Source organism: Nocardia anaemiae NBRC 100462 (assembly GCF_001612725.1).
Lineage (GTDB): Bacteria > Actinomycetota > Actinomycetes > Mycobacteriales > Mycobacteriaceae > Nocardia > Nocardia anaemiae.
The window spans coordinates 104,458-130,546 of sequence record NZ_BDAZ01000046.1 but is presented as its reverse complement, the minus strand read 5'-3'; the positions used below and the strand labels follow the sequence as shown (position 1 = coordinate 130,546).

Genomic DNA, 26,089 nt, shown 5'->3' with positions numbered 1-26,089 from the left:
AGTGTTCGTTGATGTGACAACCAGCGACCAGGCCCAGGCCGACCCGAGCGCCGACTGGAGCTTCGAGACCAAGCAGATCCACGTCGGACAGGTACCGGACGGCACGACCAATGCCCGTGCCCTGCCGATCTACCAGACCACTTCCTACACCTTCCGGGATACCGCGCATGCGGCCGCGCTGTTCGGTCTCGCCGAACCGGGCAACATCTACACCCGCATCATGAATCCGACCCAGGATGCGGTGGAGCAGCGCATCGCGGCGTTGGAGGGCGGTGTCGCGGCGCTGCTGCTGGCATCCGGTCAGGCGGCGGAGACTTTCGCGATCCTGAATATCGCCGGTGCGGGCGATCACATCGTGTCCAGCCCGCGGCTGTACGGCGGTACCTACAACCTGTTCCGCTACTCGCTGCCGAAATTGGGCATCGAGGTCAGCTTCGTCGACGATCCGGATGATCTGGACCAGTGGCGCGCGGCGATCCGGCCGAATACCAAGGCGCTGTACGGCGAAACGATCTCCAATCCGCAGAATCACATCTTCGACATTCCCGGCATCGCCGAAATCGCCCATGCCGCAGGCGTTCCGCTGATTCTGGACAACACCGTCGCGACGCCGTATCTGATCCAGCCGCTCGCCCACGGTGCTGACATCGTGGTGCATTCGGCGACAAAATATCTGGGCGGACATGGTGCGGCCATCGCGGGTGTGATCGTCGACGGCGGCACCTTCGATTGGACCGGCGGCCGCTTCCCTGGTTTCACCACGCCGGACCCGAGCTACCACGGTGTGGTGTACGCCGACCTCGGCGCTCCCGCATATGCCCTCAAGGCCAGGGTGCAACTGCTGCGCGATCTCGGCTCGGCCGTCTCGCCGTTCAACGCCTTCCTGATCAGCCAGGGTCTGGAGACGCTGAGTCTGCGGATCGAACGGCATGTGCAGAACGCGAAGGCGGTGGCCGACTTCCTCGCGGCGCGTCCGGAGGTGACCTCGGTGTCCTACGCCGGGCTGCCGTCCTCGCCGTGGTACGAGCGCGGCCGCACCCTCGCGCCCAAGGGCGTCGGCGCGGTGATCGGCTTCGAATTGGCCGGTGGGGTCGATGCGGGTAAGCGTTTCGTCGAGGCGCTGACGCTGCACAGCCACGTCGCCAATATCGGCGATGTGCGTTCGCTGGTGATCCATCCGGCCTCGACCACCCATTCCCAGCTGACTCCGGAAGAGCAGTTGGCCGCGGGTGTCACCCCGGGCCTGGTCCGTCTCGCGGTCGGCATCGAGGGAATCGACGATATTCTCGCCGATCTTCGCGCCGGATTCGCGGCCGCTCAGTAGTCGACGTGTCACCCACTGTCAGTCGTGCCGCGGGGGTCGCATTGCGCGGTCTCGGCCGCAGTTTCGGCGCCCATACCGTCCTGCGCGATATCGAATTGGAGATCGCGCCGGGTGAGGTGATCGCGCTGGTCGGTCCGTCCGGCAGTGGGAAGTCGACACTGCTGCGGGTCATCGCCGGATTGGACGAGCCGACCGAGGGGGAGGTCGTGCTCGACGGTCGACCCATGCGCGGCATCGACCCGCGCTGCGCGGTGGTTTTCCAGGAGCCGCGGCTACTGCCGTGGCGCGATCTCGCGGGCAATGTCGCATTGGGTCTGCCGCCGACGATCTCGCGCACCGAAGGCGAGGCCGAGGTGCGGCGCGGGCTCGAGATCGTCGGCTTGGCCGGATTCGAGGGACATCGGCCGCGGCAGGTGTCCGGGGGTATGGCGCAGCGAACGGCATTGGCCCGTGCGCTGGTTCGGCATCCGGGCGTGCTGCTGCTCGATGAGCCGTTCGCGGCGCTGGATGCGCTGACCAGGCTGCGGATGCAGGACCTACTCGATGAGGTGCAGCGCGCCGCGGGCATCACGGTCGTACTCGTCACCCACGATGTGGACGAGGCGCTGCGCCTGGCCGACCGCGTCGTCGTACTCGAAACAGTCAGTGGTGAAACGGGTTTCACAATCGGGGCCGCCCTGGAGGTATCCGCCGATCGACCCCGCGATGATACCGACCCACGATTGGCCGCACTGCGGCTCGACCTATTGGAACGACTCGGCGTTCCGCGCCGCGCCACCGTCAAGGAGACACTCTGATGAGACGACCGACAATCGTCCTGGCAGCCGTCGCGGCGACGGTGGTGACGTTGCTTTCGGGCTGCGCGGAGGGCGAAAAGTCCGGTCCCAGTGGCGATGAGCTGCGGCTGGACTACGCCTACTACAACCCGCTGAGTTTGGTCATCCGGGACCAGCACCTGCTCGAGAAGTCCGGCGCCAAGGTGACCTGGGTGTTCTCCGCTGGCAGCAACAAGGCCAATGAAAGCCTGCGTGCCAATGCGATCGATGTGAATTCGACCGCGGGTTCGGCCGCACTGCTGGCAAAGGCCAACGGCACACCGCTGCAAAGCATCTCGGTCTACAGCAAGCCCGAATGGACCGCGCTGGTCGTCGCGAAGAATTCACCCATCACCTCGGTGGCCGAGTTGAAGGGTAAGAAGATCGCGGCGACGAAGGGCACCGACGCCTATTTCACACTGCTGCAAGCACTTCAGACGGCCGGTCTCACCGCCAAGGATGTGGAAGTGACCAACCTGCAGCACGCCGACGGCAAGACCGCACTCGAACGCGGCGATGTCGACGCCTGGGCGGGTTTGGACCCCTATATGGCGCAGACCCGTCAGGAGCAGGGTTCGCGATTGCTCTACCGCAACGCCAACTTTCAGACCTATGGCGTGCTCAATGCTCGCGCGGATTTCATCGCACAGCATCCCGACCGGGTCCAGACCGTGGTCAATGCCTATGAGCAGGCGCGAGTTTGGGCGCTGGAGCATCCGAACGAACTCGCGCAGCTGTTGGCGACGGAATCGAAGACTTCCCTCGATGTCGCGAAGGAAACCCTCGAGCGCACCGTGCTGAAGGTCGATCCGGTGCCGGGCGAGGTCCAGCGGGCGGTGCTCACCCCGATCGTGCCGATCATCGTGGCCGACGGTGACGTGCGATCGAAGGAAGCCGCCGAGACCGCACTCGGCGCGCTCTTCGAGCCGAAATTCGCACAGCAGGCCCTTCGGTGACGGTGACGCCGACCGCGCCGCCGCGCGTGGTGCGCCGGATCCGTTGGGATCGGGTGGCGCTCGGACTGGTTGTGCCTGTGCTGCTGCTATTGCTGTGGCAAGGGGTGACCTCGGCCGGACTGTATTCGTCGAGCCAGCTCGCTCCACCCGCGGAAGTGCTTGCCGCACTGCGGGAGTTGTTGCAGCGCGACGAACTGTGGAGCCATCTGGCCATCAGCATCCAGCGGGTGCTGCTCGGATTCGCCAGTGGCGCGCTCATCGCACTGATACTCGGTGCGGTGGTCGGGCTGTTCGATATCGCCCGGCTGCTGCTGGCGCCGACCGTGGGACTGTTCCGCACGGTGCCGTCGCTGGCGTGGGTGCCGCTGCTGCTGTTGTGGCTCGGCATCGGCGAGGAACCCAAGATCGTGCTGGTGGCCATCGGTGCGTTCTTCCCGATCTATACGACGACCGCTTCGGCTCTGTCGCAGGTCGATCCACACCTGACCGAACTCGGCCGGGCGTACGGACTGCACCGGGCCACGCTATTGTTCTCGATCCAATTGCCCGCGGTGGCACCGGCTGTCGTCAACGGCCTGCGACTCGGCCTGGCGAACGGCTGGCTGTTCCTGGTCGCGGCCGAGCTGATCGCCTCGTCGAAGGGACTCGGATTCCTGCTGATCGATAGCCAGAACAGCGGCCGCACCGACATCATGCTGCTGGCCATTGTGCTGCTGGCCCTGCTCGGCAAGATCAGCGACACCGTATTTGCCATCGCCGAAACGAAATTGATCGATAGCCGGTTCTGAAAACAACCAGGTCGCTTTCCGAATCCGCGCGGGCGGACTTGCATTCGAACTGATCGCAAACCTGTTCTGCGGGAGCGGAATACGGTTGTCTCGAGCAAATGAGCTCTGTACGACGTCGGCCGTTGAAAACAGTCACCGGAGTCAGCGGCGCGGTCAGCGTCTATGCGGCCGCGATCGATCCGCGCGAATCGACGGTCGCGTCCTCGATCGAGATCGCGAGAATCGCCGAGGACAATAAGTTCGACGCCCTGTTCGCCGCCGACCTGTTGAGCTTCGGCGCGCAGGGCGCGATCGGCGCGCAAGAGCCACTGATCTTCCTGTCCGCGCTGAGCGCGGTGACTTCGCACGTCGGCTTGATCGCCACGGTGACCAGCACCTTTCAGCACCCCTTCAATCTCGCCCGGCTGTTCGGAACGCTCGACCATGTGAGCAACGGCCGCGCGGCCTGGAATGTCGTCACGTCCTCGGTGGGAGAGGAGAATTACGGCGATCAGGATCTGCCGAGCCCGGAAGAGCGGTATGCGCGCGCGACCGAATCGCTCGAGGTCGTCAATGCGCTCTTCGACAGCTGGGAACCGGGCGCGCTGACCCCCGACGGGCACGGCGGCGCGGTCCTCGACGCGTCCAAGGTGCGCCAGATCGACTATGCGGGGCAATACTTCACGGTCCGGGGTCCGCTCAATATTCCGCCATTGCCGCAGCGCCGCCCGGTCCAATTCCAGGCCGGTCAATCGGCGGGCGGTATAGAACTCGGCGCGCGGTTCGCCGAGGTGGTCTTCACCTCGTTGCCGACCCTAGAAGACGCGGTGACCTATACCAAGACGATTCGCGCCCGTGCGACCGAACTCGGTCGCGCACAAGGACTACCGCTGATCATGAGTTCGTTCCATGCGACCTATGGGGCGACAGAGCGGGAGGCGCGCCGGTTGGTCCGCGAGGCGGCGGAAGCGACCGACTTCGATGCGGGGCGAATCCAATTGGCGGATATGTTGGGCGGCGGTATCGATCTTTCGGAGCTGCCCCTGGACCGGCCGATCCCGGAATCACTGCTGCCGGAGCTGAATTCGGTGAACCGCCGCCGTGGCAGGGTGCAGATCTTCACCAAGTTGGCGGCATCGGGACGCACGCTGCGCGAGCTGATCATCGCGGCGAAGGATACCGGCCACTGGGCGGCCGCCGGAACGCCGGAACAATTGGCCGATGCTGTCGAAGAGCGTTACCGCGCAGGTGTTCTCGATGTTCATCTCGTTGGGTGGGCTGGCCGATTCGCGAACTCGGGACTTCGTGACCAATGGACTTCTGCCCGAATTGCGCCGTCGCGGAATCGTCGGAAACGACTAATGTCGGTGCCACCTTCCGCGAGAATCTGGAACTGCCCCCGCTGCCCGAGCGATGAGTGCGCGGTCCACCCCCGGCATTACTGCGACAGGCTGAGCGGTTTCGGCGGCTAGTTGCGCGTTGCCTCGCGGCCGGTTGGTGCCTGCACCAGCGTCAACAGCGAGCGCTTGCGCAGGGTGAATCCCAATGTCTCGTACAGACTGATCGCCGTCGCGTTATGGGCGACGGCATGCAGGAACGGTGTCTCGCCACGCGCCCGGATGCGTGCACCGACCGCACGGGTCAGCCGGGATGCGAAACCGCGACCCCGGAATTCGGCATCGGTGCACACGGCGCTGATCTCGGTCCAGCCCGGCGGGTGCAGGCGCTCGCCCGCCATGGCCACCAGCTTGCCGTCCACCCGAATCCCCAGGTATGTGCCCATTTCAATGGTCCGAGGCGCATAGGGACCGGGTTCGGTGCGGGCGATCAGCTCCAGGATCTCGGGCACGTCCGCGGCCGTGAGCACGTCGAGATCCGGATCGTCGGCGACGCGGAGTGCGGTGCCGTCCATTTGCACCGAACCGAATTCGTCCAGCACCGTCCAGCCCTCCGGTGGCACATGACCGTGGCCACGCAGTGTGGTGCTGCCGCCCGGTCCGAGCAGCGTGGCCAGATCGGCCCAATCCTGTTCGTCCAGTACCGGGGGATGGCCGATAAACCTGGCGACCTCCGGGTCGTAGCGGCCGATGCGGCCCACCCAGCTGGCGAAGCGGCGATGCTCGCCGCGCAGCGATGCCCGCACCGGATCGTCGAGCGGGTGCAGTGAAGTATTGATGTCGATGGTCGACTCGGTGGTCATCGCGCATTCCTCCGCAACAGGGTCCGACCGGAGAACGTTAGCGAGGCGCACGAGTGTCGGCACCGGTTGCGCTCAGCGAAATTTCTATCCGGAGGCGGTCGTCGATTCCGCTCGCTCGCAGGGTATTTCCCAGCGCTCGAGCAGATCTCAATCGTTGACACCATCGGGTCGGTGCCGCCACGCATATCGCTGGCCACGCGATATGCGATCTGCGCCGAGTCGCGCCTGGCAGGTGGGATCCGACACTTCGGCGCGCTCGTCGCGGTTGCGCGCGTTGCAGCACACAACATTCGCGCATGCACAGGAACGGGAGACGATGGCACCGAAACAACTACACCTCGGCGTCGCGCTCGATGGAGCGGGCTGGCATCCGGCCGCGTGGCGGGAGCCGAACTCTCGACCCGCTGAGCTGTTCAGCCCCGGCTATTGGACCGATCTGGTCGGCACCGCGGAGCGTGGACTGCTCGATTTCGTCAGCATCGAAGACACCCTGCGGATTCCGGGTTCGCCGCACGAGCCTTCCGATGACGCCGTCGACCGGGTCCGGGCCAGGATCGACGCCAATCTGATCGCCGCGCGGGTCGCGCCGGTCACCCGGCACATCGGGCTCATTCCGACCGTGACGGTCACCCATACCGAACCGTTCCATGTCTCCAAGGCGATCGCCACCCTCGACTACACCTCGCGTGGCCGGGCTGGCTGGCAGGTGCGGGTATCCGGCAGCGCCGAGGAGGCCGCGCACTTCGGCCGACGCGACGTGCACGAACTGACGGCCGCCGATATCGCGGAAGCCGTTGCGTCGGGAGTATTTCCGAAGCAGGCGCACGAGCTGTTCGAGGAGGCCGCCGATGCGGTCGAGGTGGCGCGGCGGCTGTGGGACAGCTGGGAGGACGATGCGGAAATCCGCGATGTGGCGACCCGGCGTTTCATCGATCGCGACAAACTGCACTACATCGATTTCGAGGGCCGCTTCTTCAGCGTCCGTGGGCCGTCCATCACACCGCGTCCGCCCCAGGGGCAGCCGGTGGTCGCGGCGCTGGCACATGGTCCGCTGATCTACGAATTCGCCGCTCGCTCAGTGGATTTGGTTTTCGTCACGCCGAGCCGCGCGGATGGTCCTCATGCGCTCTTGGAGCAGGTTGCGGCGGCGGGAGCGCAACGCGTTGGCGAACCGCTGCGGGTCTATGCGGATATCGCCGTCTTCCTCGATAGCGACCAGGAGACGGGTCCGCAGCGCCTGGCCCGGCTGAACGAGCTCGTCGGTGCCGAATTCGTCTCGGACGCAGCGACTTTCGCGGGCAGTGCCGACGAACTCGCGGAGCTGCTCACCGCATGGGGCGAGCAGGGGATCGACGGCTTCCGGCTGCGACCTGGTGTCGCCGTCGATGATCTGGCCGCCATCACCGACCGGCTCGTTCCCGCCCTGCAACGCCGCGGCGTTTTCCGCACCGGCTATCCGGACGGTCCGCTGCGCGCGCTGCTCGGCTTGCCCACCGATGTTCCCAACCGTTACGCGACTGCCTGAGCGAGGTCAGCATGAGTACTCTACGTAAGCAGGTCATCCTGGGCGCCTACCTCGGCGGCGTCAATCACCACACCTCGTGGTGGCATCCCGAGGCGGGCAGCCAAATCGATTTCAGCAGTTTCGAACACACCGCGCGCACCGCCGAACGCGGCAGGTTCGACTTCTTCTTCCTCGCCGAAGGTCTGATCCTGCGCGAACGCGCGGGCAAGATCTTCGATCAGGACATCATCGGCCGCCCCGATACCTTCACCGTGCTCGCCTCGATCGCCGCGGTCACCGAACATCTCGGGCTGGCGGGCACGATCAACGCCACCTTCAACGAGCCCTATGAGCTGGCCCGCCAGCTCGCGAGTCTGGACCACCTGTCCGGTGGTCGCGCGGCCTGGAATGTGGTGACCTCCTTCGACGCCTTCACCGGCCAGAACTTCCGCCGCGGCGGGTTCCTCGATCCGGCCGACCGCTATGTGCGGGCCGAGGAGACGTTGAACGCCGTTCGCGCCCTGTGGGATTCGTGGGATGCCAGCGATATCGTCGCCGACAAGGAGTCCGGCCGGTTCCTGGCCCGCCCGGATGCCGGGGCATTCGCCTTCCACGGTCACCAATTCGATATCTCCGGGCGGTTCACCGTGCCGCGCAGCTCACAGGGACGGCCGGTGATTCTGCAGGCCGGTGTCTCACCGCAGGGCCGCGCCTTCGCCGCCGCCAATGCCGACGCCATCTTCTCCCCGTACGGCAAGCTGCCCGAGGCCGCGGACTTCTACCGCGATATCAAGGCACGAGCGGTCGCGGCCGGACGTGCGGCCGATGACATCAAGATCCTGCCGTCGGCGAGTTTCGTACTCGGCGATACCGAGGCCGAGGCGATCGAGAAGTTCCACACCGTGCGCAATGAGCAGGTCACCGGGCAGACCGCACTGATCCTGCTGGAACAGATCTGGAACCGCGACCTGTCCGGCTACGACCCGGAGGGCCCGGTACCCGATATCGATCCGGATCCCGATGCGCCGCCGATCATCCAAGGGCGGGCCTTCGTCCATCAGGACCGCTTCGCAACAGCTGAGCGCCTGCGCCAAGTGGCCGAGGCCAAGAAGCTCACCCTCCGTGAGGTCGTCATCGATCAGTTCGAACGCGGCCCCCTGGTGGGCACTCCCGCCCAGGTCGCCGAGCAGATCGATAGTTTCGTCCAGCACGACGGCTCCGACGGCTTCATCCTCGGTTCGCATCTGGTGCCTTGGGGCATCGACGAATTCGTCGACAAGGTGGTGCCGCTGCTGCAGGACCGCGGTGTCCTTCGGACCGAATACAGCGGAAACACGCTGCGCGACAACCTCGGTCTGCCGAACGTCCGGTCCACGATCGCTGCATGAATTCGATAAGATATGGGACTCATATCATCTCGGGTAGGATCGTACGCATGAGTGCAGATAGTTACCGTCGGACAACCAACACCATCAACAAGGTCATCGTCGGGCTACAGCGGATAGGCATCGCCTTCGGCCCGATGCAGCTGCTCACGGTCGCGGGGCGACGCAGCGGACAGTTGCGCACCTTCCCGATCGCGGTGAACAAGCTCGACAGCGGACGCTTCATCTTCCAGGCGTTCCCGAAGGCCGCGTGGGTCGCGAATGCCCGTGCGGCAGATATCGTTACGCTGACACGCGGCCGTAAGTCGTCGACGGCGCGCCTGGTCGAGGTGCCGGTGGACGAGCGCCCGCCGCTACTGCACGAATTGGTGTCGACGAGTCCGAAGAGTGTCGGCAAGCGCTTCGTCACCACCGGACTTGCCGATGCCGCCACTGCCGATGGTGTGGCCGCATCGGCGCATCGAATCGCGGTCTTCCGCGTCGTTCCGGTCTGACCGAGCGAATCACACATCTCGGCGAACCGTATCGGCCCCTCGCCTACGTATGATACGAAAACCGTATAAACGTAGGCGAGGTGGCGGAATGAGTTCAGCAACGGGTCGTACTTCGACGCGCAGCCGTCGGCGGTTGACGGCCGACGTGCGGGAAGCATTGCGTGACCTGAATATTCAGCTGTCGCTGCTCAATCGCCGTTTCGGTGGCCGGGTCGAACTCAAGGACGTCGACTGGACCTGTCTCGACCTGATCAACCGGCACGGCCCCATGTCCCCGACGGCATTGGCGCGCCGCGCCGGACTGCACCCCGCGACCATGACCGGAATCCTGGATCGCCTGCAGAAGGGCGGATGGATCGTCCGCGAACGTGACCCGGACTCCACGGACCGCCGCGCGGTCACCTTGCACCCTGTGCGCGAACGGAATTCCGAACTGTTCGAGCTGTTCTCCGGCATGAACAACCGCATGGACGAACTGTGCTCCCGCTACTCCGAGGCCGAACTCGAGGTGATCGCCGACTTCCTGCAGCGAACCGGCGTTGCGGGCCAGGAGTCCGCCCAGGAGTTGGCGGAGGGTTGAGCTCAGCCCGGCCCCGGCGCGCACGGAATGTGCGGCGCCAACGCCGCTGCCCGCGCCCTGCGGCTCCTGCACCACTGAACGGCGCACGCAGAGCCTGCCGCCACGGGAAATGAAGTGGCGATTCAGAAAGGCCGACCGACATGACGAAAGTTGAACTCGACGTCAGAGTCGAATACGGTGGCAATCTATATTGCCGTGGTAGACGAGGTGACCCGTGGACGCACGTAATCTGATCGACGAGTGGCTGGGGCTCGGTAGTCGCCAGGTCGCGACCAATGGCATCGAGTTGCGAGTTGTCGAGCACGGCGACGGTCCGGTGGTGGTGTTCTGCCATGGCTTTCCCGAGCTCGGATTCTCTTGGCGGCATCAGGTTTTCGCGCTTGCCGAGGCGGGGTTCCGGACGTTGACACCGGATATGCGCGGATACGGTGGCAGCTCTCGGCCGAGTCGGATCGAGGACTACGACATGGCCACGCTGTGCGCGGATCTCGTGGGACTGCTCGATGAGGTCGGTGTCGAGGATGCGATCTTCGTCGGCCATGACTGGGGTGCGTCGGTGGTGTGGCAGTTGGCCCTTCGGCATCCGGATCGGGTGCGGGCCGTTGCGGGGTTGAGTGTTCCGGCCACACCGCGGTCGGTCGCGCCGCCGTTGCCGATACTGCGGTCCCGGCTCGGCGACGATTTCTATATGTGTTGGTTCCAGGAACCGGGTCGTGCGGACGTGGAGCTCGCGTCGGATGTGCGTCGCACCCTGCTCCAGGACGATGTCGTCAGTGCCCGGGATCTATTGAGCGGCAACGGTTCCGAGCTGGCGGCTCCGGCCTGGCTGAGTGAGGACGAACTCGGTTACTACCTAGAGACTTTCACGGCCACCGGCTTCACCGGCGGACTCAACTACTACCGCAACCTCGACCGCAACTGGGAACAGAGCGCACACCTGGCCGATGCGAAGATCCATCAGCCCGCGCTGTTCATCGCCGGATCGGAGGATGCCGTCATCCGGTTCACCCCGATCGCCAAGATGGCTCACATCGTGTCCGATCTGCGGGCGTCCATTGTCCTGGACGGGGCCGGACACTGGATTCAACAGGAGCGTGCCGCCGAAGTCAGCGCCGCGCTGATCGACTTCGCCCGCAGCGTCGGCTGAAAGATCTACCCGACCACCTGCCGATAGCGTTCGGACAGCAGCTGTGGGAAGCCGAGGCCACCTTCGATCACCCGAATCGCCAATGGCGAACCGAGCGCCCGCAGGCGCGCACATCCGGCTTCGCCGATCGCTTCGTACGGATAGATCGAGAGTTCGTCGGTCCGGCTCTCGATCGCGCGGCGCCGCTCGCGGCCGTGCTCGCTCAGCGTGAGGGAATCGTCGACCAACCATCCCCGCTCACGAAGCCGACGCACACCGTCGGCCCAGTCTGCCTCGCTCCAGGATCGGCTGGCGCGCAACACTTCCGGCGATATCTCACCGGTCGCGCTGTGCGTGATCAGTGCCTCGATTCCGTCCAATCCCTCCGTCAGCAGCAGGGCGACGTGTGCGTCGCCGCGGTACTCCCGCAACAGTGTCTGTGCCTGCCACAGCACCAGATGCGGTTCGTCGGGCCACGGCAGCACGGCATGCGCCGCGAACAGCGGACGGCCCTGCGGACGTTCGCAAGCACGCTCGGCTGCTTGCCGGGCAAGCTCGGCGGCCGCACTGACCTCGGGGCCAGCGATGTCATCGCCCCATGCCTGCCGAAGCGAGCGATCGACAGCACGCATCCGAGCTCGGAAAACAGCTGCGGGAGAGGCGATTTCCCACGCGGCCGGGATGACGGCCCGCACCGCGGCCGGATTGAAATTGAAGAACGTGGCGATGGTGACCTCGGCAGGCATCGGTCCGAATGCCGCGGACCGGGACGCGAAGTACATCATGCGCGGATCCGCGATACCCAACTCGCGGTAGGCATCCGGGCCGTGCGGGGTGAAGTAGATCACCCCGTGTATCGGCTCGAGCGCGCGGAACGTCAGATGGGCACTGCGCGGGGAGACGGTAGTCAAAGGCGTTGCTCCGGTATCTCTACGATCGGATCACTTCTCGAAGTACCGGCGCGGATTGCGCACCAGAATGGCCTCGATATCGTCCTCGGTGAGTCCGCGGGCGATCAGTGCCGGGATCACATCTTCGCTGATGTGGCGGTAGTTCCACTTCGGTGCCACCTGCTTTTTGGCCTCCGGATCGAACCAGTCGATGTGGCACGCCGCATCGTGTGCGATAACGACCTTGTCCAGGTAGCCGCGCCGCACCAGTTCGACAATGGTGTCGATCCGATCCTCGAACGGCAGCAGGACATCGAGTCCGAATCGATCCATGCCGAGCAGGGATCCGGCGTCGGCGAGTTCGGTGAGGTAGTCGATGTCGGTGGTGTCGCCGGAGTGGCCGATCACCACGCGACTCAGGTCCGCGCCTTCCTCAGCGAGTACCCGCTGTGCCACCAGCCCGGATCGGGTGTGCGGGTTGGTGTGCACGGTGATCGGCGCACCTGTCTGCGCCGATGCCTGCCCGACTGCGCGCATGACCCGTTCGACACCGGGCGTCAGTCCGGGTTCCTCGATGGCGCACTTGAGGAATCCGGCACGGACACCGGTATCGGCGATGCCCTCGGTGAGGTCCTTGACGAACATTTCCACCATCGGCTCCGGGCGGTCGAACAGCAGACCCGGCCCGGTGTAATGGAATTGGAAGGGCAGGTCGTTGTAGGTGTAGATGCCGGTGGCGACGATGATCCGCAGATCCGTTCTGGCCGCGATCTTCTGGATGCGCGGCAGATAGCGGCCCAGCCCGAGCACGGTCGGGTCGAGGATGGTGTCGATGCCGAGGGATTTCAACTCGTCGAGCTGTTTTACGGCATCGTCGACCTGGGCGTCCTCGTCCCAGTCGGCGTAATTCTGCCGGAATTCCTCGCCGAGTACGAAGACGTGCTCGTGTACCAGGACACGGCCGAGTTCGGCGGAGTCGACGGTTCCGGTCGCGGTGGGGATTGCGGTCATCGGCTTGCCTTGTCTGTGAAGAGGTTCGGATCGAGAGCGCGTTTGAGGATCTTGCCGGTGGCGCCCTTGGGTAGCTGGTCGGTGAAGGCGAAGCGATGCGGCACCTTGTACGCGGAGAGCCGCTCCTTGGCCCAGACCCGCAGATCCGCCGCATCGAGTTCGACCCCGGGTGTGGCGGCGACGACCGCGCCGACCTCCTCGCCGTAGTGGTCGTCCGGAATACCGACGACCGCCACTTCGACGATGTCGGGATGCTGGTACAGCACTTCCTCGACCTCGCGCGGGTAGACGTTGTATCCGCCGCGAATGATGAGATCCTTTGCGCGGTCGACGATGTAGACGTAGCCGTCGGCATCCACCCGGCCCAGATCGCCGCTCTTCAACCAGCCGTCGGACAAATCGGCGGCGGTGGCATCCGGCCGGTTCCAGTACCCCTTCATAATGCTCGGGCCGCGCAGGAAGATCTCGCCGACGGTATCGGCGGGCAGCACGTTGCCATCGGGATCGCGCACCTCGATCGACGTTCCCGGCAGCGCGGCGCCGACCGATCCCACCCGCTGTTCGCGGTCCAGCGGGTTGTAGGTCGCCGCACCGGTGGATTCGGTGAGACCGTAGCCCTCGAGAATGGTGCAGCCGAAGCGATCCGAGAAGGCCCGGATCACCTCACCGGGCAGCGATGCCCCGCCGGAAGCGGCGAGCCGCAGACTCGCGAAATCCGCAGCGCCGTAGTCACCGGCCGCGTGCAGCATGGCGTTCCACATAGTCGGCACACCGGCGACGTGGGTGAGTTGCCGATCGCGGATCATCGCGATCATCGCCCGCGGTTCGAAGGGCGTCACCATGGCGAAGGATGCGCCCGCATGCAGTGCGGTGAGCAGGCACACCGCCTGCCCGTAGACGTGGAACAGCGGAAGTCCGGTGCCGAAGCGATCGTCCGGGCCGAGCCGCAGCTGATCGGTGAAGATCCGAGCGGTCTCGGTCAGATTGGCGACGGTGAGTTCGACGCCCTTCGGTTTGCCGGTGGTGCCGGAGGTGTAGAGCAGCACCGCGGTGTCGTCGGCGCGGCGGCGCACCGGTTCGGTCACGGGTTGCGTCGGCTCGGCATGCGCGCCCGGTGCGAGTACGAGCAACGGCAGCTTCCGTTCGGCGGCCGCTTCCCGTGCGGCCTGCTGCGCACTGTGCCAGACGATCACGGTACGCGCGCCGGAATCATCCAGTACATAACCGATTTCGGGCGCGGTGGCCATGGTGTTCATGGTGATGGCGATGGCGCCGATGAGCTGCGCGCCGAGATATGCGATGACGAATTCGGCGACGGTGGGCGCGACCAGCAGCACGCGGTCGCCCGCGGTGACACCGGATTCGCGGAGCAGGCCGCCGTAAGCCGCACTGCGCCTGGCCAGTTCGCCGTAGGACAGCTGAGTGTCCGCGGTGAGCAGCGCGGTGGCTTCGGGGCGTTCGGCGGCGTGCTGCCAGCATCGGTCGGCGACATTCGTCAGCTGATCCGATGTGGTCGGGGAAGCCGGATTCGCAGGCATGGCTTGCTCCAGATTCATGAGTGGAGGAGATCTGATGTGACCCAGGCCACGTCAGTGCGTCGGAGGCTACTTGAATTTGGCGTCATGTTCAATAGATGCTGTGCCGATCCTGGTTGCCCCAGCGGCGTCGTGGGGTCGCGGGAGCGGCGCGCGCTGTTACGATCCACCACGTCAGCGAGCCGGACGACAGCGAGTGAGGCAGTGAACGCCCAGGAAGCCACCGAGGACCAGCCCGGTCGGGTGCCCCCACGGAGTAAGCGTGGCATGCGCACCAGGTCCGCGCTGGTGACCGCGGCGCGTGAGGTGTTCGAACGCGACGGCTTCCTCGATGCCAGGATCAGTGATATCTCCAAGGCCGCCGGGGTCGCCTCCGGGTCCTTCTATACCTATTTCGACAGCAAGGAAGAGATCTTCACCGCGGTCGTCGAGCAGGTGCGCGAGGAAATGCTGCACCCGCACATCCGGGAGCGGGTCGGCATCGACGACCCGCGCGAACTGATCGCCGCCGCGAATCGCGAATATCTGCTCTCGTATCGGCGCAATGCGCGGCTGATGGCCGTGCTCGAGCAGGTGTCGAAGATCGACGAGAACTTCCGGGTGCTGCGGTTCGAACGCGCACTGGCATTCGTCGAGCGCAACGCCGAAATGATCCGGAATCTGCAGGACCGTGGCCTGGTGGACGCCGAGTTGGATGCCGAGGTCACCTCGCTGGCCCTGTCGAGCATGGTGAGCCGGATGGCGTATTTCGTCTTCGTCGAGGGGCGGAAGGTGTCCTTCGAAAAGCTGGTGAAAACGCTGAATCAGTTGTGGTTCAACGCCCTTCAGTTGAAAGAAGCTCACTGACCGAACCTCGGCCACGCGTCCGGTCGATGTGCGCCGATCATTCATGTGACCCGTATCACGTGACGTGCGAGCTCACTTGAACTTGACGTCGGAATCAAGTTCGGTGAGTCTGGGTCACGCAGGTCGGGCATCAGGAGAGGCTTACGTAATGGGTCGTTTCGACGGAAAGACGGCGATTGTCACCGGAGCCAGCCGCGGTATCGGGCTGGCCATCGCGCAGCGGCTGGTTGCCGACGGTGCGCGGGTCTGTGTGACCGCCCGCAAACAGGACGCGCTGGACGCGGTGGTCGCCGAACTCGGCGGACCCGAGCACGCCATCGCCGTCGCGGGACGAGCCGATGACGTCGAACATCAGACCGAGGCCATCGAGCGCACGCTGGCGACCTTCGGTTCGGTCGACTTCCTGGTCAACAATGCCGGTATCAACCCGGTATACGGGCCGATGGTCGAGCTCGACTTGGCCGCGGCCCGTAAAGTCTTCGAGGTGAACTGCCTCGCGGCGATCTCCTGGGTGCAGCAGACGCACAAGGCATGGCTGGGCGAGCACGGTGGCTCGGTGGTCAATGTCGCGTCGGTGGCCGGAATCAAGCCCGCGCCCGGCATCGGGTTCTACGGGGCGACCAAGGCGATGCTGGTGCACATCACCCAGGAACTCGCGGTCGAACTCGGCCCGTCGATCCGGGTGAACGCGATCGCGCCCGCTGTGGTCAAGACCCAATTCGCCACCGCACTCTATGACGGTCGCGAGGAGCAGGTCGCCTCGGCCTATCCGCTCAAGCGTCTCGGCGTACCCGAAGACATCGGCAGTGTCGCCGCCTTCCTGCTCTCCGAGGACGCGGCGTGGTTGACCGGCCAGCTGATCGTTGTCGACGGCGGTGTCACCCTGACTGGAGGCGTGGCGTGAAGGCTTGGCGGGTAACGGAATTGGGCGAACCGGCGCAGGTATTGCGACTGGTCGAACTGGCAGAGCCCGAGCCGGGTCCGGGCCAGGTGGTGGTGCGGACCCGCACCGCGGCCGCGAACTTCCCGGACGTGCTGATGTGCCGGGGCGAGTACCAGATCAAGCCGGAACTCCCGTTCACCCCCGGGGTGGAACTGTGCGGCGAGGTGGTCGCGGTCGGCGCCGACGTCGACGGCATCGCGATCGGCGATCGGGTGCTCGGCAGTACGGCGCTGCCCTGGGGCGGGTTCGCGGAACTGGCGGTCATGGACGCCGCTGATGTCTTTCCCGCTCCCGCCTCGCTCGACGACGCCGAGGCCGCCTCGCTCTTCATCGGCTACCAGACGGGCTGGTTCGGACTGCATCGGCGCGCTGGTCTGCGGGCGGGGGAGACGCTGCTGGTCCATGCGGCGGCCGGTGGCGTCGGCAGCGCGGCAGTGCAATTGGGTAAGGCGGCCGGAGCCCGGGTGATCGGGGTGGTCGGCAGCGCGGCCAAGGCCGAGGTCGCACGGGCACTCGGTGCCGACATCGTGGTGGATCGCAGCGCAACGGATTTCGTCTCGGTCGTGCGGGACGCGACCGACGGTCGCGGTGCGGACGTGGTGTACGACCCGGTCGGCGGTGAGGTGTATCAGCGGTCCACCAAGTGCGTCGCCTTCGAGGGACGCATCCTGGTCGTCGGTTTCGCGGGCGGGCAGATCCAGTCCGCCGCGCTGAATCACGCACTGGTGAAGAACTATTCGATCCTCGGCCTGCACTGGGGCCTGTACCGCGCCAAGGACCCACAGGCGGTACGCGACTGCCATCTGGAGTTGACCGGGCTGGCCGAGCGGGGTTCGGTGAAACCCCTGATCGGCGAGCGGCTGCCACTGGATAGCGTGGCTCACGGACTGCAGCGCCTCGCCGACGGCAAGACCGTCGGCCGTGTGGTCTTCGAACCATGAACGGTGCCAATCGAATTCGACAAGGAGAACCGTAATGAGCAGTGAGACAACCCGTACCGCCATCGTGACCGGCGCGGCGCGCGGAATCGGTGCGTCCGTCGCCAAGCGGCTGGCGGCGGACGGATTCGCGGTCGCCGTCCTGGATCTCGACGAGCAGGCCTGCAAAACCGTTGTCGCCGAGATCGAATCGGCCGGTGGCCGGGCGCTCGCGGTGGGTGCCAACGTCGCCGACGAACAGGCCGTGGCCTCGGCGGTCGAGCGGGTCGCCGCCGAACTGGGCGCGCCGACCGTCCTGGTGAACAATGCGGGCATCATCCGCGACAACATGCTGTACAAGATGAGTGTCGACGACTGGGACGCGGTCATGGGCGTGCACCTGCGCGGATCCTTCCTGATGAGCCGCGCGGCGCAGAAGTACATGACCGACGCGGGCTGGGGCCGCATCGTCAATCTCTCCAGCACCTCGGCGCTCGGCAATCGCGGCCAGGCCAACTACGCCGCGGCCAAGGCCGGATTGCAGGGATTCACCAAGACTCTGGCGATCGAACTCGGCAAATTCGGCGTGACGGTGAACGCGGTCGCGCCGGGATTCATCGAAACCGAGATGACCGTCGCAACCGCCGAGCGCATGGGTGTTCCGTTCGAGGAGTTCAGCAAGACCCTGGTAGCGCGGATTCCGGTGGGACGTGTCGGCAAGCCCGAGGATATCGCGCACACGGTGTCGTTCTTCGTCAGCGAGGGCGCGTCCTATGTCACCGGACAGGTGCTCTACGTCGCCGGTGCGCCGACGGTCTGAGGCGCGAACAATGAAGGTATTCAATGGAATCGGCGAACTCGAGCAGGCCGTCGGCACCCATCTCGGCTACAGCGAGTGGCACACCGTAACCCAGGAACAGATCGATCTGTTCGCCGAGGCGACCGGTGACCGGCAGTGGATTCACGTCGATCCGGAGCGGGCCGCGCAGGGACCGTTCGGTACGACGATCGCCCACGGCTATCTGACCCTGTCGCTATTGCCGCTGCTGGTCTCGCAGGTGTATCGCGTCGACGGGCTGAAGATGGGAATCAACTACGGCAGCAACAAGGTTCGCTTCCCGTCGCCGGTGCCATCGGGTAGTCGCGTGCGCGCGGGAGTTGAACTGGTCAAGCTCGAGCCGACCAAAGCGGGGGTCCAGGTGACGGCTCTGGTGACCATAGAACGCGAAGGTGGCGACAAGCCCGCCTGTATCGCCGAAGCGCTGTCGGTGCTCGTGCCCTGAGAGAAATAGCCGCCGGACATTGTGTATCCGGCGGTTATTTCGTTCGAGCGAATGCGCGAAACGGCCTGTCTCCATGGCAGTATCGGGAGACAGGCCGTTTTGTCTCAGAACCCGGCTTCGGTGGCGATGCGATCGGCGGTCCTGGTGAGTTCGTCGACCAGATCGGTAGTCGGAATGCCCGCCGCGGCGCGGTTGCGCGGGTCGTCGAGCCCGCGGCGGTACACACCCTCGGCAATGACCGCCAGTTTCCACAGACCGAGTGCGTGCCAGAACCCGAGTGCCTGCCGATCGCGTCCGGTGATCGCGAGATATTCCTCGACCAGTTCGGCGCGGGACGGAAAACCCGGCAGCATGCACATTTCCGTGCCGGGAATGGCGGCTTCGCCGGGCATCGGCCAGTAGGCGAGCAGACTGCCGATATCGGCCAGCGGATCGCCGAGGGTGCACAGCTCCCAGTCGAGTACGGCGGCGATCGCACCCGTCTCGGGTGTGGTGATCACATTGCGCAGGTTGTAATCGCCGTGCACGAGCGCGAGTTCGCGCTGTTCGGGAACAGCGGCGCGGAGCCGTTCGGTGAGGCGGTCCAGCAGCGGCAGGTCCCGCGTCTTCGATTTCTCCCACTGTGCCGACCATCGTTTGAGCTGTCGCTGCGCATACGGCTTGTGACTGGCCAGGTCGGTCAGCTCGGTGGCTTCCAAATCGACGGCGTGGATCTCGGCCAGCGTCCGCACCAGTGACAGCCCGGCGCTGCGACGCAGGTCGGCGCTGAGTCCATCGGCGGTCTCGACCCCGTCGATGACCAGTCCGTCGACGAATTCCATCAGCACGAGCGAGATTTCGCCCTCCTGCCGGACATCGTGGACCCGCGGCACCGGGACATCGGTCGGCGCGAGCGCCGCCATGACGCGAGCCTCCCGCGCCACATCATGCGCGGACGCCAGCAGGTGGCCGAGCGGCGGGCGGCGCAACACCCAACGCCGCCCGTCCGCATCGGTGATCAGGAAGGTCAGGTTGGACTGGCCGATCCCCACGCGTTCGGCCCGCACCGGAGTAGTACACGTCGAACCGAGCGAGGACACCCAGTCCGCGAACGCGGCCGCATCGATATCGAAGCCGGTCGCGTCCGCGGTGGGCTGAATGAGCCCGTTACTTGTCTGCATTCGTTCCTGTCCGTCCCTACGCCTACGCCCCGGCCCTGAACTTACCGAGTTCGGCGCGCGCGATGGCTCGTTTGTGTACTTCGTCCGGTCCGTCGGCCAGACGCAAGGTGCGCAGGTGTGCGTACATGCTGGCGAGCGGGAAATCGTCGGTGACACCGGCGCCGCCGTGCACCTGGATGGCGCGGTCCACGATCCGCAGCGCCATCTCCGGTGCGGCGATCTTGATCGCGGCGATCTCGACCTGGGCCGCCTTATTGCCGACGGTATCCATCATCCAGGCGGCCTTGAGCGTCAGCAGCCGCGCCTGCTCGATATCGATGCGGGCCTCGGCGATCCAGTCCTGGATATTGGCGCGCTCACTCAGCTTCTGCCCGAAGGTGATTCGTGATTCGGCGCGTGCGCACATCAGCTCCAGCGCGCGTTCGGCCATGCCGATGGCGCGCATGCAGTGGTGGATTCGGCCAGGGCCGAGTCGGGCCTGGCTGATCGCGAAACCCTCACCCTCGCCCTTCAATACATCGGTGACCGGAACCCGCACGTCGGTGAAATCGATCTCGGCGTGGCCCTCACGGTCGGCGTATCCGAAGACCGGCAGATTGCGCATGACCGTGACACCGGGCGCGTCGATGGGCACGACCATCATCGACTGCTGGCGATGCTTGGGTGCGTCCGGATCGGTCTTGCCCATCACGATGAGCACCTTGCAGTTCTTGTGCAATGCGTTGGAGGCGAACCACTTCCGGCCATTCAGCACATAGTGGTCGCCGTCGCGCGTCATGCTCAGCTGGATATTGGTGGCGTCGGAGCTGGCGACGGCGGGCTCGGTCATGGCGAAGGCGGAGCGAATGGTGCCGTTCAGCAGCGGTTCCAGCCAGCGCTCCTTGTGCTCCTCGGTGCCGAAGAGGGTGAACACCTCCATATTGCCGGTGTCGGGCGCCGAACAGTTGCACGCTTCCGGTGCCAGATGCGGGCTGCGGCCCATGATCTCGGCCAGCGGGGCGTATTCCAGATTGGTCAGGCCCGGACCCCATTCGGGATGCGGATGGAACAGATTCCACAGACCGCGGGCGCGGGCCTCGGTCTTGAGGTCCTCGACGATCTGCGGATGGTGGTGCGGATCGCCGGATGCCGCCATCTGCTTTTCGTATTCCGACTCGGCCGGGTATACGCATTCGTCCATGAAGGCGCGCAGATCGCGTTGATACCGTTGGCTGCGCTCGGACGTGCCGAACAGGTCCATCGAGGCTCCGATCGTTGGTGCGGGCGGTCGAAAAAGACTGCGCCGCAAGGTGGGTGGGTCAGCTGGGGGCTTGTAGTGCGGGCCACAGCAGGGCGGCCGTCGACGCCGCGTCGCGGTGCACGATGCCGCCGAGTCCGAGCAGTTCGGCCGCGGTGATGTTCTGTTCGAGGTCATCGACCATGATGGTCTGCTCGGGCGCGACACCGAGCCGTTCGCAGCCGACGAGATAGGCCCGGCGCGAGGGTTTGCGGGTGCCGATCTCCGCGGAGATGGTCACCGCGTCGAACATTGCCGGTAGGTCGAAGCCCGCGTAGCAGTCGTCGCCGAGCGAATTCGACAGCAGACCGACGCGATAGCCCGCCGCGCGGACACCTGCCACCAGCTCGATCATCTCCGGATCGGGAAGCAGCCGGGACTGGATGCGATCGACAAGGCCCTCATCGGCAATATCGACCCCGTGCGCGCGCAGCCGCCGCGCGAACCCGACCTCGAATTCACGCTGACCGATGCGCCCCTCCTCGTGATCCACCAGCAGCGCACTGCTTTCCGGATCGCGCGCGAGCAGCCGCAGCGGTAGCCGTGGGTCGCCGAGCTCCGCGCCGAACTCGGCGAAGGCGGCGAGTACGGCGGTGGTGAGCACGCCGCCGAAATCGAACAGCACGGCGGTGCGCCCGCTCATGACAGCGACCGCCGATACCGCTGCATGCCAGCGATCCACCGGTCGTGGTCGGAAGCCTTGCGCTGCAGGAATTCTCGGACTTCCGGATGTGGCAGCACGAGGAAACGTTCGGCCTCGATCGCCTCGATCACCCGATCGGCCACATCGAGGGGAGCCAGCACCGCCCCGGCTCCGGTGACGGCCCGGGTGGCCAGGTCACCGGCGGATCCGCCGTCCGTGCCGAGCCCGGTGAGCAGGGCGGTATCGACACCCATCGGACACAGACAGCTGACCCGCACACCCAGATCCCCGTAGGTCACTGCCAGCCATTCGGCGAAGCCGACCGCTGCGTGCTTGGAGACGGTGTAGGTGGCCGAACCGATCTGGGTGAGCAGCCCCGCCGCCGATGCGGTGCTCACGAAGTAGCCGCTACCGCGCTCCAGCCAGCCGGGGACTAGCAAGCGCGCCGCCCGCACGTGCGCAAGTGCGTTGACCTCCAGTGCTTGTTCCCACTGCGCGTCGGTGGCGTCCAAGCCGGGGCCGCCGCCGACACCGGCGTTCGCGAAGAACATGTCGACGGGGCCGAATTCTGTTGTGGCCGTGTCGATGAGCTTGCGCAGATCGGATTCGGATGCGGCGTCACCCGCCTGGCCGGACACATCGTCAGGAAATGCCTCGGCCAATTGCCGTGTCGTCGTCGCGAGCCGGTCCGCGTCGCGGTCGGTGATCAGGACCCTGGCGCCGTGTTCGAGCAGGCGTTGCGCGATGGCCGCACCGATGCCGCCCGCGGCGCCGGTCACGATCGCGATGGTGTTCTGCACGCGCATCAGTTCGCCTCGGCATTCAGCCGGACCAGCATCTTGCCGGTATTGGCACCGCGCAGCAGGCCGAGGAGGGCATCGACGGCGTTATCGATACCGGTCAGCACCGTGGTGGGGACGCGGAGACTACCGTCGCGCACCCAGTCCGCCGCGAGCGTCGCGTATTCCGGTGCCAGGTCACTGTGGTCGGTAACGATGAAGCCGCGCAACGACAGTCGGCGAACCACCGCCAGCGCCAGATTCTTCGGGCCGGGCGGCGGAGTTTCGGCGTTGTACCCGGCCACGGCTCCGCACAGTGCGATGCGGCCGAAGTCGCGCATCGCAGCGATCGCCGCCTGCAAATGGTCGCCGCCGACATTGTCGAAGTAGACGTCGATGCCGTCCGGGGCCGCCTCGCGCAACCGTTTCCCGAGGCTGCCCGCCCGGTAGTCGATCGCGGCGTCGTAGCCGAATTCCTCGACCAGCCGCCGTGCCTTCTCCGGACCGCCCGCCGACCCGATGATCCTGGACGCGCCGAAGTGTCTGGCCACCCGGCACGCGGCCAGACCGACAGCGCCCGCCGCACCCGAGATGAAGACGACATCACCCGGCCGGACCGGCGCGATTTCCTTCAGTCCCACATACGCCGTCAGCCCTGGGATGCCGAGCGGGCCGAGGTAGGCCTCGCCCGGGGCCAGCGCGGTGTCGACCACGCGCGCCTGCCGCGCCTCCAGCAGCGCGTACTCCCGCCAGCCGAGATCGTGCAGCACGGTCGCGCCGACTTCGATTCCCGGTACGCCCGAGGCGACGACGGTACCTACCGCGCCGCCGTCCATCGGCTTGTCGAGCCGGAACGGGGGGATGTAGGACTTCACGTCGTTCATGCGGTTGCGCATATAGGGATCGACGGACATCCAGTCGTTGCGAACCAGCAACTGCCCGCTGCCCGGATCCGGAACATCCGTGGTGACCATCCGGAAATCGGATGATGCGGGTTCGCCGGTGGGCCTGGCCACCAGATGTACCTCTCGGCTCTTCACGACCGGAGACCTCCATGTTCATGCGCGCTGACCGGGGCGTTCGTCAGGAACACCGACCTCAGGGGATCGAGTCCCGTACGGCTCCGACATTAATTGAAACTGACGTCGGATTCAATTGTGGTCTCGCGGTGTTGTCACGAGTAGGTGGGATATGTGCTGTTCTGCGGCTACGCGGAACAGCACATCGGTCCGGCCGGATCTCCGCTGATGTCGATCAGTATTCGAGTTCGGTCCAGGGAATGGTGATCGGGAACGGGAACTCGAAGTCGATGCCGTTGGGGTTGTCGTGGGTCCACTCGTCGATGAGAAGGTAGTTCGCCGGGCGCAGAGGGTGGACGCCTTCCGGGAGACTGCCGTGCGTGGTCTGGAGGGCGTACGCGCGAACCACCGCAATGGCGCTGGCCTCGCGGGCCAAGGTGACCTCCCAATACCAGGCAATTCCCGCGTTGGCGTAGCGGGCTTTCTTCGCTTCCATATCGGACTGGGTATTGGACGGGGACAACACTTCGCCGACGAGCAGTACGTCGCTCGCGCGGACGTCCTGGTAAGGGGATTCGAGACAGCGGTGCACAAGGAAGTCGGGTGTCACGAAGTCTGACTTCCCGGTCGTCCCGAAGAAGACATTGGTCTCGAGATTGGCGCGCCAGCAATGTGCGGTACGTGCCGACATGTCTTCGCGCGCGCAACGTTCGAAAGCGTTGGTCAATCGGCGCATGAACACCTGGTGTTCGCCTGGGCCGCGGCGAAGCCAGACCACGCGACCGTTCCACAGCTCGATCTGGTCGGCTATCTCTTCAGGAAGTCGTTCCAGTTCCTCCCAGGTCATGTACTCGGGGAGGTCGGGCCGCTCGAGGTGCGGAGTGGACATGCCGCAATGGTAGTGGTCGCGCCGGAACCCGCGTATTAATCGAGCAGCTCCGCGAGGGCCTCGCGTAGGTAATCGGCGATATCCCACACATCGGGCACGGCGTCGGGGCAGGCGAGGATGCCGAAGTCGAGGTGGCCGTCGTAAGACATCACGGTGATATTGAGGCCGCCGGAGAGTTCGGTGAGCACCGAGACCGGGTAGCTCGCGCTCACTCGGCTGCCTACGGCGTACAGCGGGAACTGTGGTCCCGGCACATTGGAGATGATCACATTGGCCAGCGGTAGCGCCGACGCCGATACCCGCAGCAGCGTGCGGGTGGCCAGGCCGTGCAGTAGCGGCGGGATCATCGATGTGGCCTCGTGCAGAACAGTCGGCGAGTTGGACCGGAACCGTTGTTTCACCTCGAGCAAGTTGCTGTGCAGTAGTTTCATCCGGTGCTGTGGTTCGGGTTCGTCGATCGGCAACTCGCACAGCATGATCGAGAACTGGTTTCCGGCGGTGCCGAGTTGTTCGGCGGTGCGGACGGAGGCCGGGACGGCGGCCAGCAGTGGCCGGTCGGCCGGTGCGTCGTGTTCGATGAGCCATCGGCGCAGCGCCGAGGTGCACAGGGCCATGACGACATCGTTGACGGTACCGCCGAAGCTATTCTTCACCGCCTTGACCTCGTCCAGCGACAGCGAGCTGTACGCGAAACTTCGATTGGCGGTAGTGGGGCCATTGAACGGCACCGCGGGGTGCTTCTTCCCGATATCGGCCAGCGTGCGCAGCAATGTGGGACCCATGTGCAGCGACGATCGCACGCGGTCGGACTGGCGGGTGAGGGCGTTCGGGACACTGCGAACGAGCATTTCGGCGGTACCGGGGGTGCGGTGCAGGCTTACCCCGTCGGCGGGGACCGGTGCCGAGTGTGGCTCGGCCGTGACATCGAGCAGTGCCGCCATGATTTCCGCCGCCGATACGCCGTCGATCACCGCGTGGTGCACCTTGGTGTAGAGCGCTTGGCGCCCATCGGGCAATCCCGAGATCAGTCGGCATTCCCAGAGCGGGCGGGTGCGGTCCAGCGGTATCGCGTGCATGCGGGAAACGAGCTCGGCCAGTTGTTCTTCGGTCGCCTCGTGGGGCAGGCGCGTTTCGCGGACGTGATATCCGAGATCGATATGGGCGCAATCCTCCCAATACGGCAGGTCGAGGCCGAACGGGACGGTGCGCAATCGCCACCGCAGTGGTGCGAGCATGGGCAGCCGATCGGCGATCAACCGACGCACGGCCGCGACGGTCAGCGGCTCGGCGGCGGGCTCCAGCACGGTGAGCGCACCGACATGCAGTGGCGTAGTGGGCGATTCGCCGTCGAGCAGTTGCAGGTCGAGCGAACTCAGTTGCCGCGGCGTCCGGTATTCATTCGACAGCGGGATAGTGACGTCGGACGCAACGGAATCCATGCGATCCGGGCTCGCGGCGTACTGTTCGCCCGGTGTCGTGATCCGGACATCGAGATGGCAGGCCGAAGCGGGGCCGGATGCCGTCGACTGGGCGGCAACCGATTCGTGGCATTGGAGATAGTCGAGGTCCGTCTGGTCCGTGCTGGTCATACGCGCTCCCATGTTGTCGCTGATGACTCGGAGACGACGCTGTCGATATCGAAGATGCGAAAGTCACGGTATTGCCAGAGTGTTCGGATCGTGTTGTGCCGCACTTGCGGGCGCGTTAAATCTGCGCAAACACGCGACAAGTGCCGTTGGGCATTCGA

Annotated in this window: 25 protein-coding genes and 1 pseudogene; 15 read left to right on the top strand and 11 right to left on the bottom strand. The window is 65.5% G+C overall.

The window, feature by feature from the left end:
• Nucleotide 1 precedes the first annotated feature (1 nt).
• The 5 genes and pseudogenes from NA5_RS25850 (at nucleotide 2) to NA5_RS25830 (ending at nucleotide 5,279) form a co-directional block, all read left to right on the top strand.
• Entirely contained in the window at nucleotides 2–1,324 is a 1,323-nt protein-coding gene (locus NA5_RS25850) for a bifunctional o-acetylhomoserine/o-acetylserine sulfhydrylase (protein ID WP_245672398.1), read from the top strand.
• A 5-nt stretch (nucleotides 1,325–1,329) separates the two neighbouring features.
• On the top strand, nucleotides 1,330–2,121 hold the full coding sequence (locus NA5_RS25845) for an ABC transporter ATP-binding protein (RefSeq protein ID WP_062990470.1): 792 nt from the start codon (nucleotides 1,330–1,332) through the stop codon (nucleotides 2,119–2,121).
• Nucleotides 2,121–3,095 carry an aliphatic sulfonate ABC transporter substrate-binding protein gene (locus tag NA5_RS25840; RefSeq protein WP_062990468.1) on the top strand — a complete coding sequence of 325 codons (975 nt, stop codon included), beginning with the start codon at nucleotides 2,121–2,123 and terminating at the stop codon, nucleotides 3,093–3,095. Before NA5_RS25845 ends, NA5_RS25840 begins: the two co-directional genes overlap by 1 nt.
• Nucleotides 3,096–3,184: 89 nt before the next feature.
• Nucleotides 3,185–3,883: an ABC transporter permease gene (locus NA5_RS25835; protein WP_062990503.1), complete on the top strand. Its 699-nt coding sequence runs from the start codon at nucleotides 3,185–3,187 to the stop codon at nucleotides 3,881–3,883.
• Nucleotides 3,884–3,981: 98 nt separating this feature from the next.
• Nucleotides 3,982–5,279: pseudogene (locus NA5_RS25830) on the top strand (NtaA/DmoA family FMN-dependent monooxygenase).
• A gap of 51 nt (nucleotides 5,280–5,330) precedes the next feature.
• Here the strand turns inward: NA5_RS25830 and NA5_RS25825 are convergent.
• A complete protein-coding gene (locus NA5_RS25825) occupies nucleotides 5,331–6,062 on the bottom strand; it encodes a GNAT family N-acetyltransferase (protein ID WP_062990466.1) in 732 nt (243 codons plus the stop codon).
• Nucleotides 6,063–6,378: 316 nt separating this feature from the next.
• On the opposite strand from NA5_RS25825, the gene NA5_RS25820 reads away from it, so the two are divergent.
• From NA5_RS25820 to NA5_RS25800, 5 genes are all read left to right on the top strand, one after another.
• Nucleotides 6,379–7,587, top strand: a complete 1,209-nt coding sequence (locus NA5_RS25820; RefSeq protein WP_062990502.1) for an LLM class flavin-dependent oxidoreductase — start codon at nucleotides 6,379–6,381, stop codon at nucleotides 7,585–7,587.
• Nucleotides 7,588–7,598: 11 nt separating this feature from the next.
• Nucleotides 7,599–8,954, top strand: coding sequence for an NtaA/DmoA family FMN-dependent monooxygenase (locus tag NA5_RS25815; protein WP_062990464.1), 1,356 nt, complete (start codon nucleotides 7,599–7,601; stop codon nucleotides 8,952–8,954).
• Between the two features lie 47 nt (nucleotides 8,955–9,001).
• Nucleotides 9,002–9,445, top strand: a complete 444-nt coding sequence (locus NA5_RS25810) for a nitroreductase/quinone reductase family protein (RefSeq protein WP_062990462.1) — start codon at nucleotides 9,002–9,004, stop codon at nucleotides 9,443–9,445.
• Between the two features lie 88 nt (nucleotides 9,446–9,533).
• On the top strand, nucleotides 9,534–10,025 hold the full coding sequence (locus NA5_RS25805) for a MarR family transcriptional regulator (RefSeq protein WP_062990460.1): 492 nt from the start codon (nucleotides 9,534–9,536) through the stop codon (nucleotides 10,023–10,025).
• 214 nt (nucleotides 10,026–10,239) lie between these two features.
• Entirely contained in the window at nucleotides 10,240–11,172 is a 933-nt protein-coding gene (locus NA5_RS25800; protein WP_084484412.1) for an alpha/beta fold hydrolase, read from the top strand.
• A gap of 5 nt (nucleotides 11,173–11,177) precedes the next feature.
• Here the strand turns inward: NA5_RS25800 and NA5_RS25795 are convergent, their stop codons facing one another.
• Genes NA5_RS25795 through NA5_RS25785 form a run of 3 tightly spaced genes read right to left on the bottom strand, consistent with a single transcriptional unit; the run spans nucleotide 11,178 to nucleotide 14,551 of the window.
• Nucleotides 11,178–12,062, bottom strand: a complete 885-nt coding sequence (locus NA5_RS25795; protein WP_062990458.1) for an SCO6745 family protein — start codon at nucleotides 12,060–12,062, stop codon at nucleotides 11,178–11,180.
• 30 nt (nucleotides 12,063–12,092) lie between these two features.
• A complete protein-coding gene (locus tag NA5_RS25790) occupies nucleotides 12,093–13,052 on the bottom strand; it encodes a phosphotriesterase family protein (RefSeq protein WP_062990456.1) in 960 nt (319 codons plus the stop codon).
• Nucleotides 13,049–14,551: a long-chain-fatty-acid--CoA ligase gene (locus NA5_RS25785; RefSeq protein ID WP_062990498.1), complete on the bottom strand. Its 1,503-nt coding sequence runs from the start codon at nucleotides 14,549–14,551 to the stop codon at nucleotides 13,049–13,051. Before NA5_RS25785 ends, NA5_RS25790 begins: the two co-directional genes overlap by 4 nt.
• 303 nt (nucleotides 14,552–14,854) lie before the next feature.
• Here NA5_RS25785 and NA5_RS25780 point away from each other — a divergent pair, with 303 nt between their 5' ends.
• The 5 genes from NA5_RS25780 (at nucleotide 14,855) to NA5_RS25760 (ending at nucleotide 18,576) form a co-directional block, all read left to right on the top strand.
• A complete protein-coding gene (locus NA5_RS25780) occupies nucleotides 14,855–15,433 on the top strand; it encodes a TetR/AcrR family transcriptional regulator (RefSeq protein ID WP_062990454.1) in 579 nt (192 codons plus the stop codon).
• Between the two features lie 148 nt (nucleotides 15,434–15,581).
• A complete protein-coding gene (locus NA5_RS25775; RefSeq protein ID WP_062990452.1) occupies nucleotides 15,582–16,337 on the top strand; it encodes an SDR family oxidoreductase in 756 nt (251 codons plus the stop codon).
• On the top strand, nucleotides 16,334–17,317 hold the full coding sequence (locus tag NA5_RS25770; protein ID WP_062990450.1) for an NADPH:quinone oxidoreductase family protein: 984 nt from the start codon (nucleotides 16,334–16,336) through the stop codon (nucleotides 17,315–17,317). The genes NA5_RS25775 and NA5_RS25770 overlap by 4 nt, the downstream gene beginning before the upstream one ends.
• Nucleotides 17,318–17,351: 34 nt before the next feature.
• On the top strand, nucleotides 17,352–18,113 hold the full coding sequence (fabG, locus tag NA5_RS25765; RefSeq protein WP_062990448.1) for a 3-oxoacyl-ACP reductase FabG: 762 nt from the start codon (nucleotides 17,352–17,354) through the stop codon (nucleotides 18,111–18,113).
• Between the two features lie 10 nt (nucleotides 18,114–18,123).
• Nucleotides 18,124–18,576, top strand: coding sequence for a MaoC family dehydratase (locus tag NA5_RS25760; RefSeq protein ID WP_062990446.1), 453 nt, complete (start codon nucleotides 18,124–18,126; stop codon nucleotides 18,574–18,576).
• Nucleotides 18,577–18,680: 104 nt separating this feature from the next.
• Here NA5_RS25760 and NA5_RS25755 read toward each other — a convergent pair whose 3' ends face one another.
• The 7 genes from NA5_RS25755 to NA5_RS25725 form a co-directional block, all read right to left on the bottom strand.
• Entirely contained in the window at nucleotides 18,681–19,736 is a 1,056-nt protein-coding gene (locus NA5_RS25755; protein WP_062990444.1) for a phosphotransferase family protein, read from the bottom strand.
• Nucleotides 19,737–19,758: 22 nt separating this feature from the next.
• The gene (locus NA5_RS25750) at nucleotides 19,759–20,976 is read right to left on the bottom strand and encodes an acyl-CoA dehydrogenase family protein (protein ID WP_062990442.1); all 1,218 of its coding nucleotides are present in this window, start codon (nucleotides 20,974–20,976) and stop codon (nucleotides 19,759–19,761) included.
• Nucleotides 20,977–21,034: 58 nt separating this feature from the next.
• Nucleotides 21,035–21,655, bottom strand: a complete 621-nt coding sequence (locus NA5_RS25745; protein ID WP_062990440.1) for an HAD family hydrolase — start codon at nucleotides 21,653–21,655, stop codon at nucleotides 21,035–21,037.
• Nucleotides 21,652–22,461 carry an SDR family oxidoreductase gene (locus NA5_RS25740; RefSeq protein WP_062990439.1) on the bottom strand — a complete coding sequence of 270 codons (810 nt, stop codon included), beginning with the start codon at nucleotides 22,459–22,461 and terminating at the stop codon, nucleotides 21,652–21,654. The genes NA5_RS25745 and NA5_RS25740 overlap by 4 nt, the downstream gene beginning before the upstream one ends.
• Nucleotides 22,461–23,474, bottom strand: a complete 1,014-nt coding sequence (locus tag NA5_RS25735; RefSeq protein ID WP_218020153.1) for an NADP-dependent oxidoreductase — start codon at nucleotides 23,472–23,474, stop codon at nucleotides 22,461–22,463. Before NA5_RS25735 ends, NA5_RS25740 begins: the two co-directional genes overlap by 1 nt.
• A gap of 214 nt (nucleotides 23,475–23,688) precedes the next feature.
• Nucleotides 23,689–24,342 carry a Uma2 family endonuclease gene (locus NA5_RS25730; protein ID WP_062990435.1) on the bottom strand — a complete coding sequence of 218 codons (654 nt, stop codon included), beginning with the start codon at nucleotides 24,340–24,342 and terminating at the stop codon, nucleotides 23,689–23,691.
• A 35-nt stretch (nucleotides 24,343–24,377) separates the two neighbouring features.
• Nucleotides 24,378–25,931, bottom strand: coding sequence for a WS/DGAT/MGAT family O-acyltransferase (locus NA5_RS25725; protein ID WP_169811361.1), 1,554 nt, complete (start codon nucleotides 25,929–25,931; stop codon nucleotides 24,378–24,380).
• Nucleotides 25,932–26,089 lie beyond the last annotated feature (158 nt).

What these genes read in the sequence shown, in the direction of transcription:
- NA5_RS25840 (WP_062990468.1), top strand. Translation starts at nt 2,121, where the DNA reads ATGAGACGACCGACAATCGTCCTGGCAGCCGTCGCGGCGACGGTGGTG.
- NA5_RS25825 (WP_062990466.1), bottom strand. Translation starts at nt 6,062, where the DNA reads ATGACCACCGAGTCGACCATCGACATCAATACTTCACTGCACCCGCTC.
- NA5_RS25820 (WP_062990502.1), top strand. Translation starts at nt 6,379, where the DNA reads ATGGCACCGAAACAACTACACCTCGGCGTCGCGCTCGATGGAGCGGGC.
- NA5_RS25815 (WP_062990464.1), top strand. Translation starts at nt 7,599, where the DNA reads ATGAGTACTCTACGTAAGCAGGTCATCCTGGGCGCCTACCTCGGCGGC.
- NA5_RS25810 (WP_062990462.1), top strand. Translation starts at nt 9,002, where the DNA reads ATGAGTGCAGATAGTTACCGTCGGACAACCAACACCATCAACAAGGTC.
- NA5_RS25805 (WP_062990460.1), top strand. Translation starts at nt 9,534, where the DNA reads ATGAGTTCAGCAACGGGTCGTACTTCGACGCGCAGCCGTCGGCGGTTG.
- NA5_RS25790 (WP_062990456.1), bottom strand. Translation starts at nt 13,052, where the DNA reads ATGACCGCAATCCCCACCGCGACCGGAACCGTCGACTCCGCCGAACTC.
- NA5_RS25780 (WP_062990454.1), top strand. Translation starts at nt 14,855, where the DNA reads ATGCGCACCAGGTCCGCGCTGGTGACCGCGGCGCGTGAGGTGTTCGAA.
- NA5_RS25775 (WP_062990452.1), top strand. Translation starts at nt 15,582, where the DNA reads ATGGGTCGTTTCGACGGAAAGACGGCGATTGTCACCGGAGCCAGCCGC.
- fabG (WP_062990448.1), top strand. Translation starts at nt 17,352, where the DNA reads ATGAGCAGTGAGACAACCCGTACCGCCATCGTGACCGGCGCGGCGCGC.
- NA5_RS25760 (WP_062990446.1), top strand. Translation starts at nt 18,124, where the DNA reads ATGAAGGTATTCAATGGAATCGGCGAACTCGAGCAGGCCGTCGGCACC.
- NA5_RS25755 (WP_062990444.1), bottom strand. Translation starts at nt 19,736, where the DNA reads ATGCAGACAAGTAACGGGCTCATTCAGCCCACCGCGGACGCGACCGGC.
- NA5_RS25750 (WP_062990442.1), bottom strand. Translation starts at nt 20,976, where the DNA reads ATGGACCTGTTCGGCACGTCCGAGCGCAGCCAACGGTATCAACGCGAT.
- NA5_RS25745 (WP_062990440.1), bottom strand. Translation starts at nt 21,655, where the DNA reads ATGAGCGGGCGCACCGCCGTGCTGTTCGATTTCGGCGGCGTGCTCACC.
- NA5_RS25740 (WP_062990439.1), bottom strand. Translation starts at nt 22,461, where the DNA reads ATGCGCGTGCAGAACACCATCGCGATCGTGACCGGCGCCGCGGGCGGC.
- NA5_RS25730 (WP_062990435.1), bottom strand. Translation starts at nt 24,342, where the DNA reads ATGTCCACTCCGCACCTCGAGCGGCCCGACCTCCCCGAGTACATGACC.
- NA5_RS25725 (WP_169811361.1), bottom strand. Translation starts at nt 25,931, where the DNA reads ATGACCAGCACGGACCAGACGGACCTCGACTATCTCCAATGCCACGAA.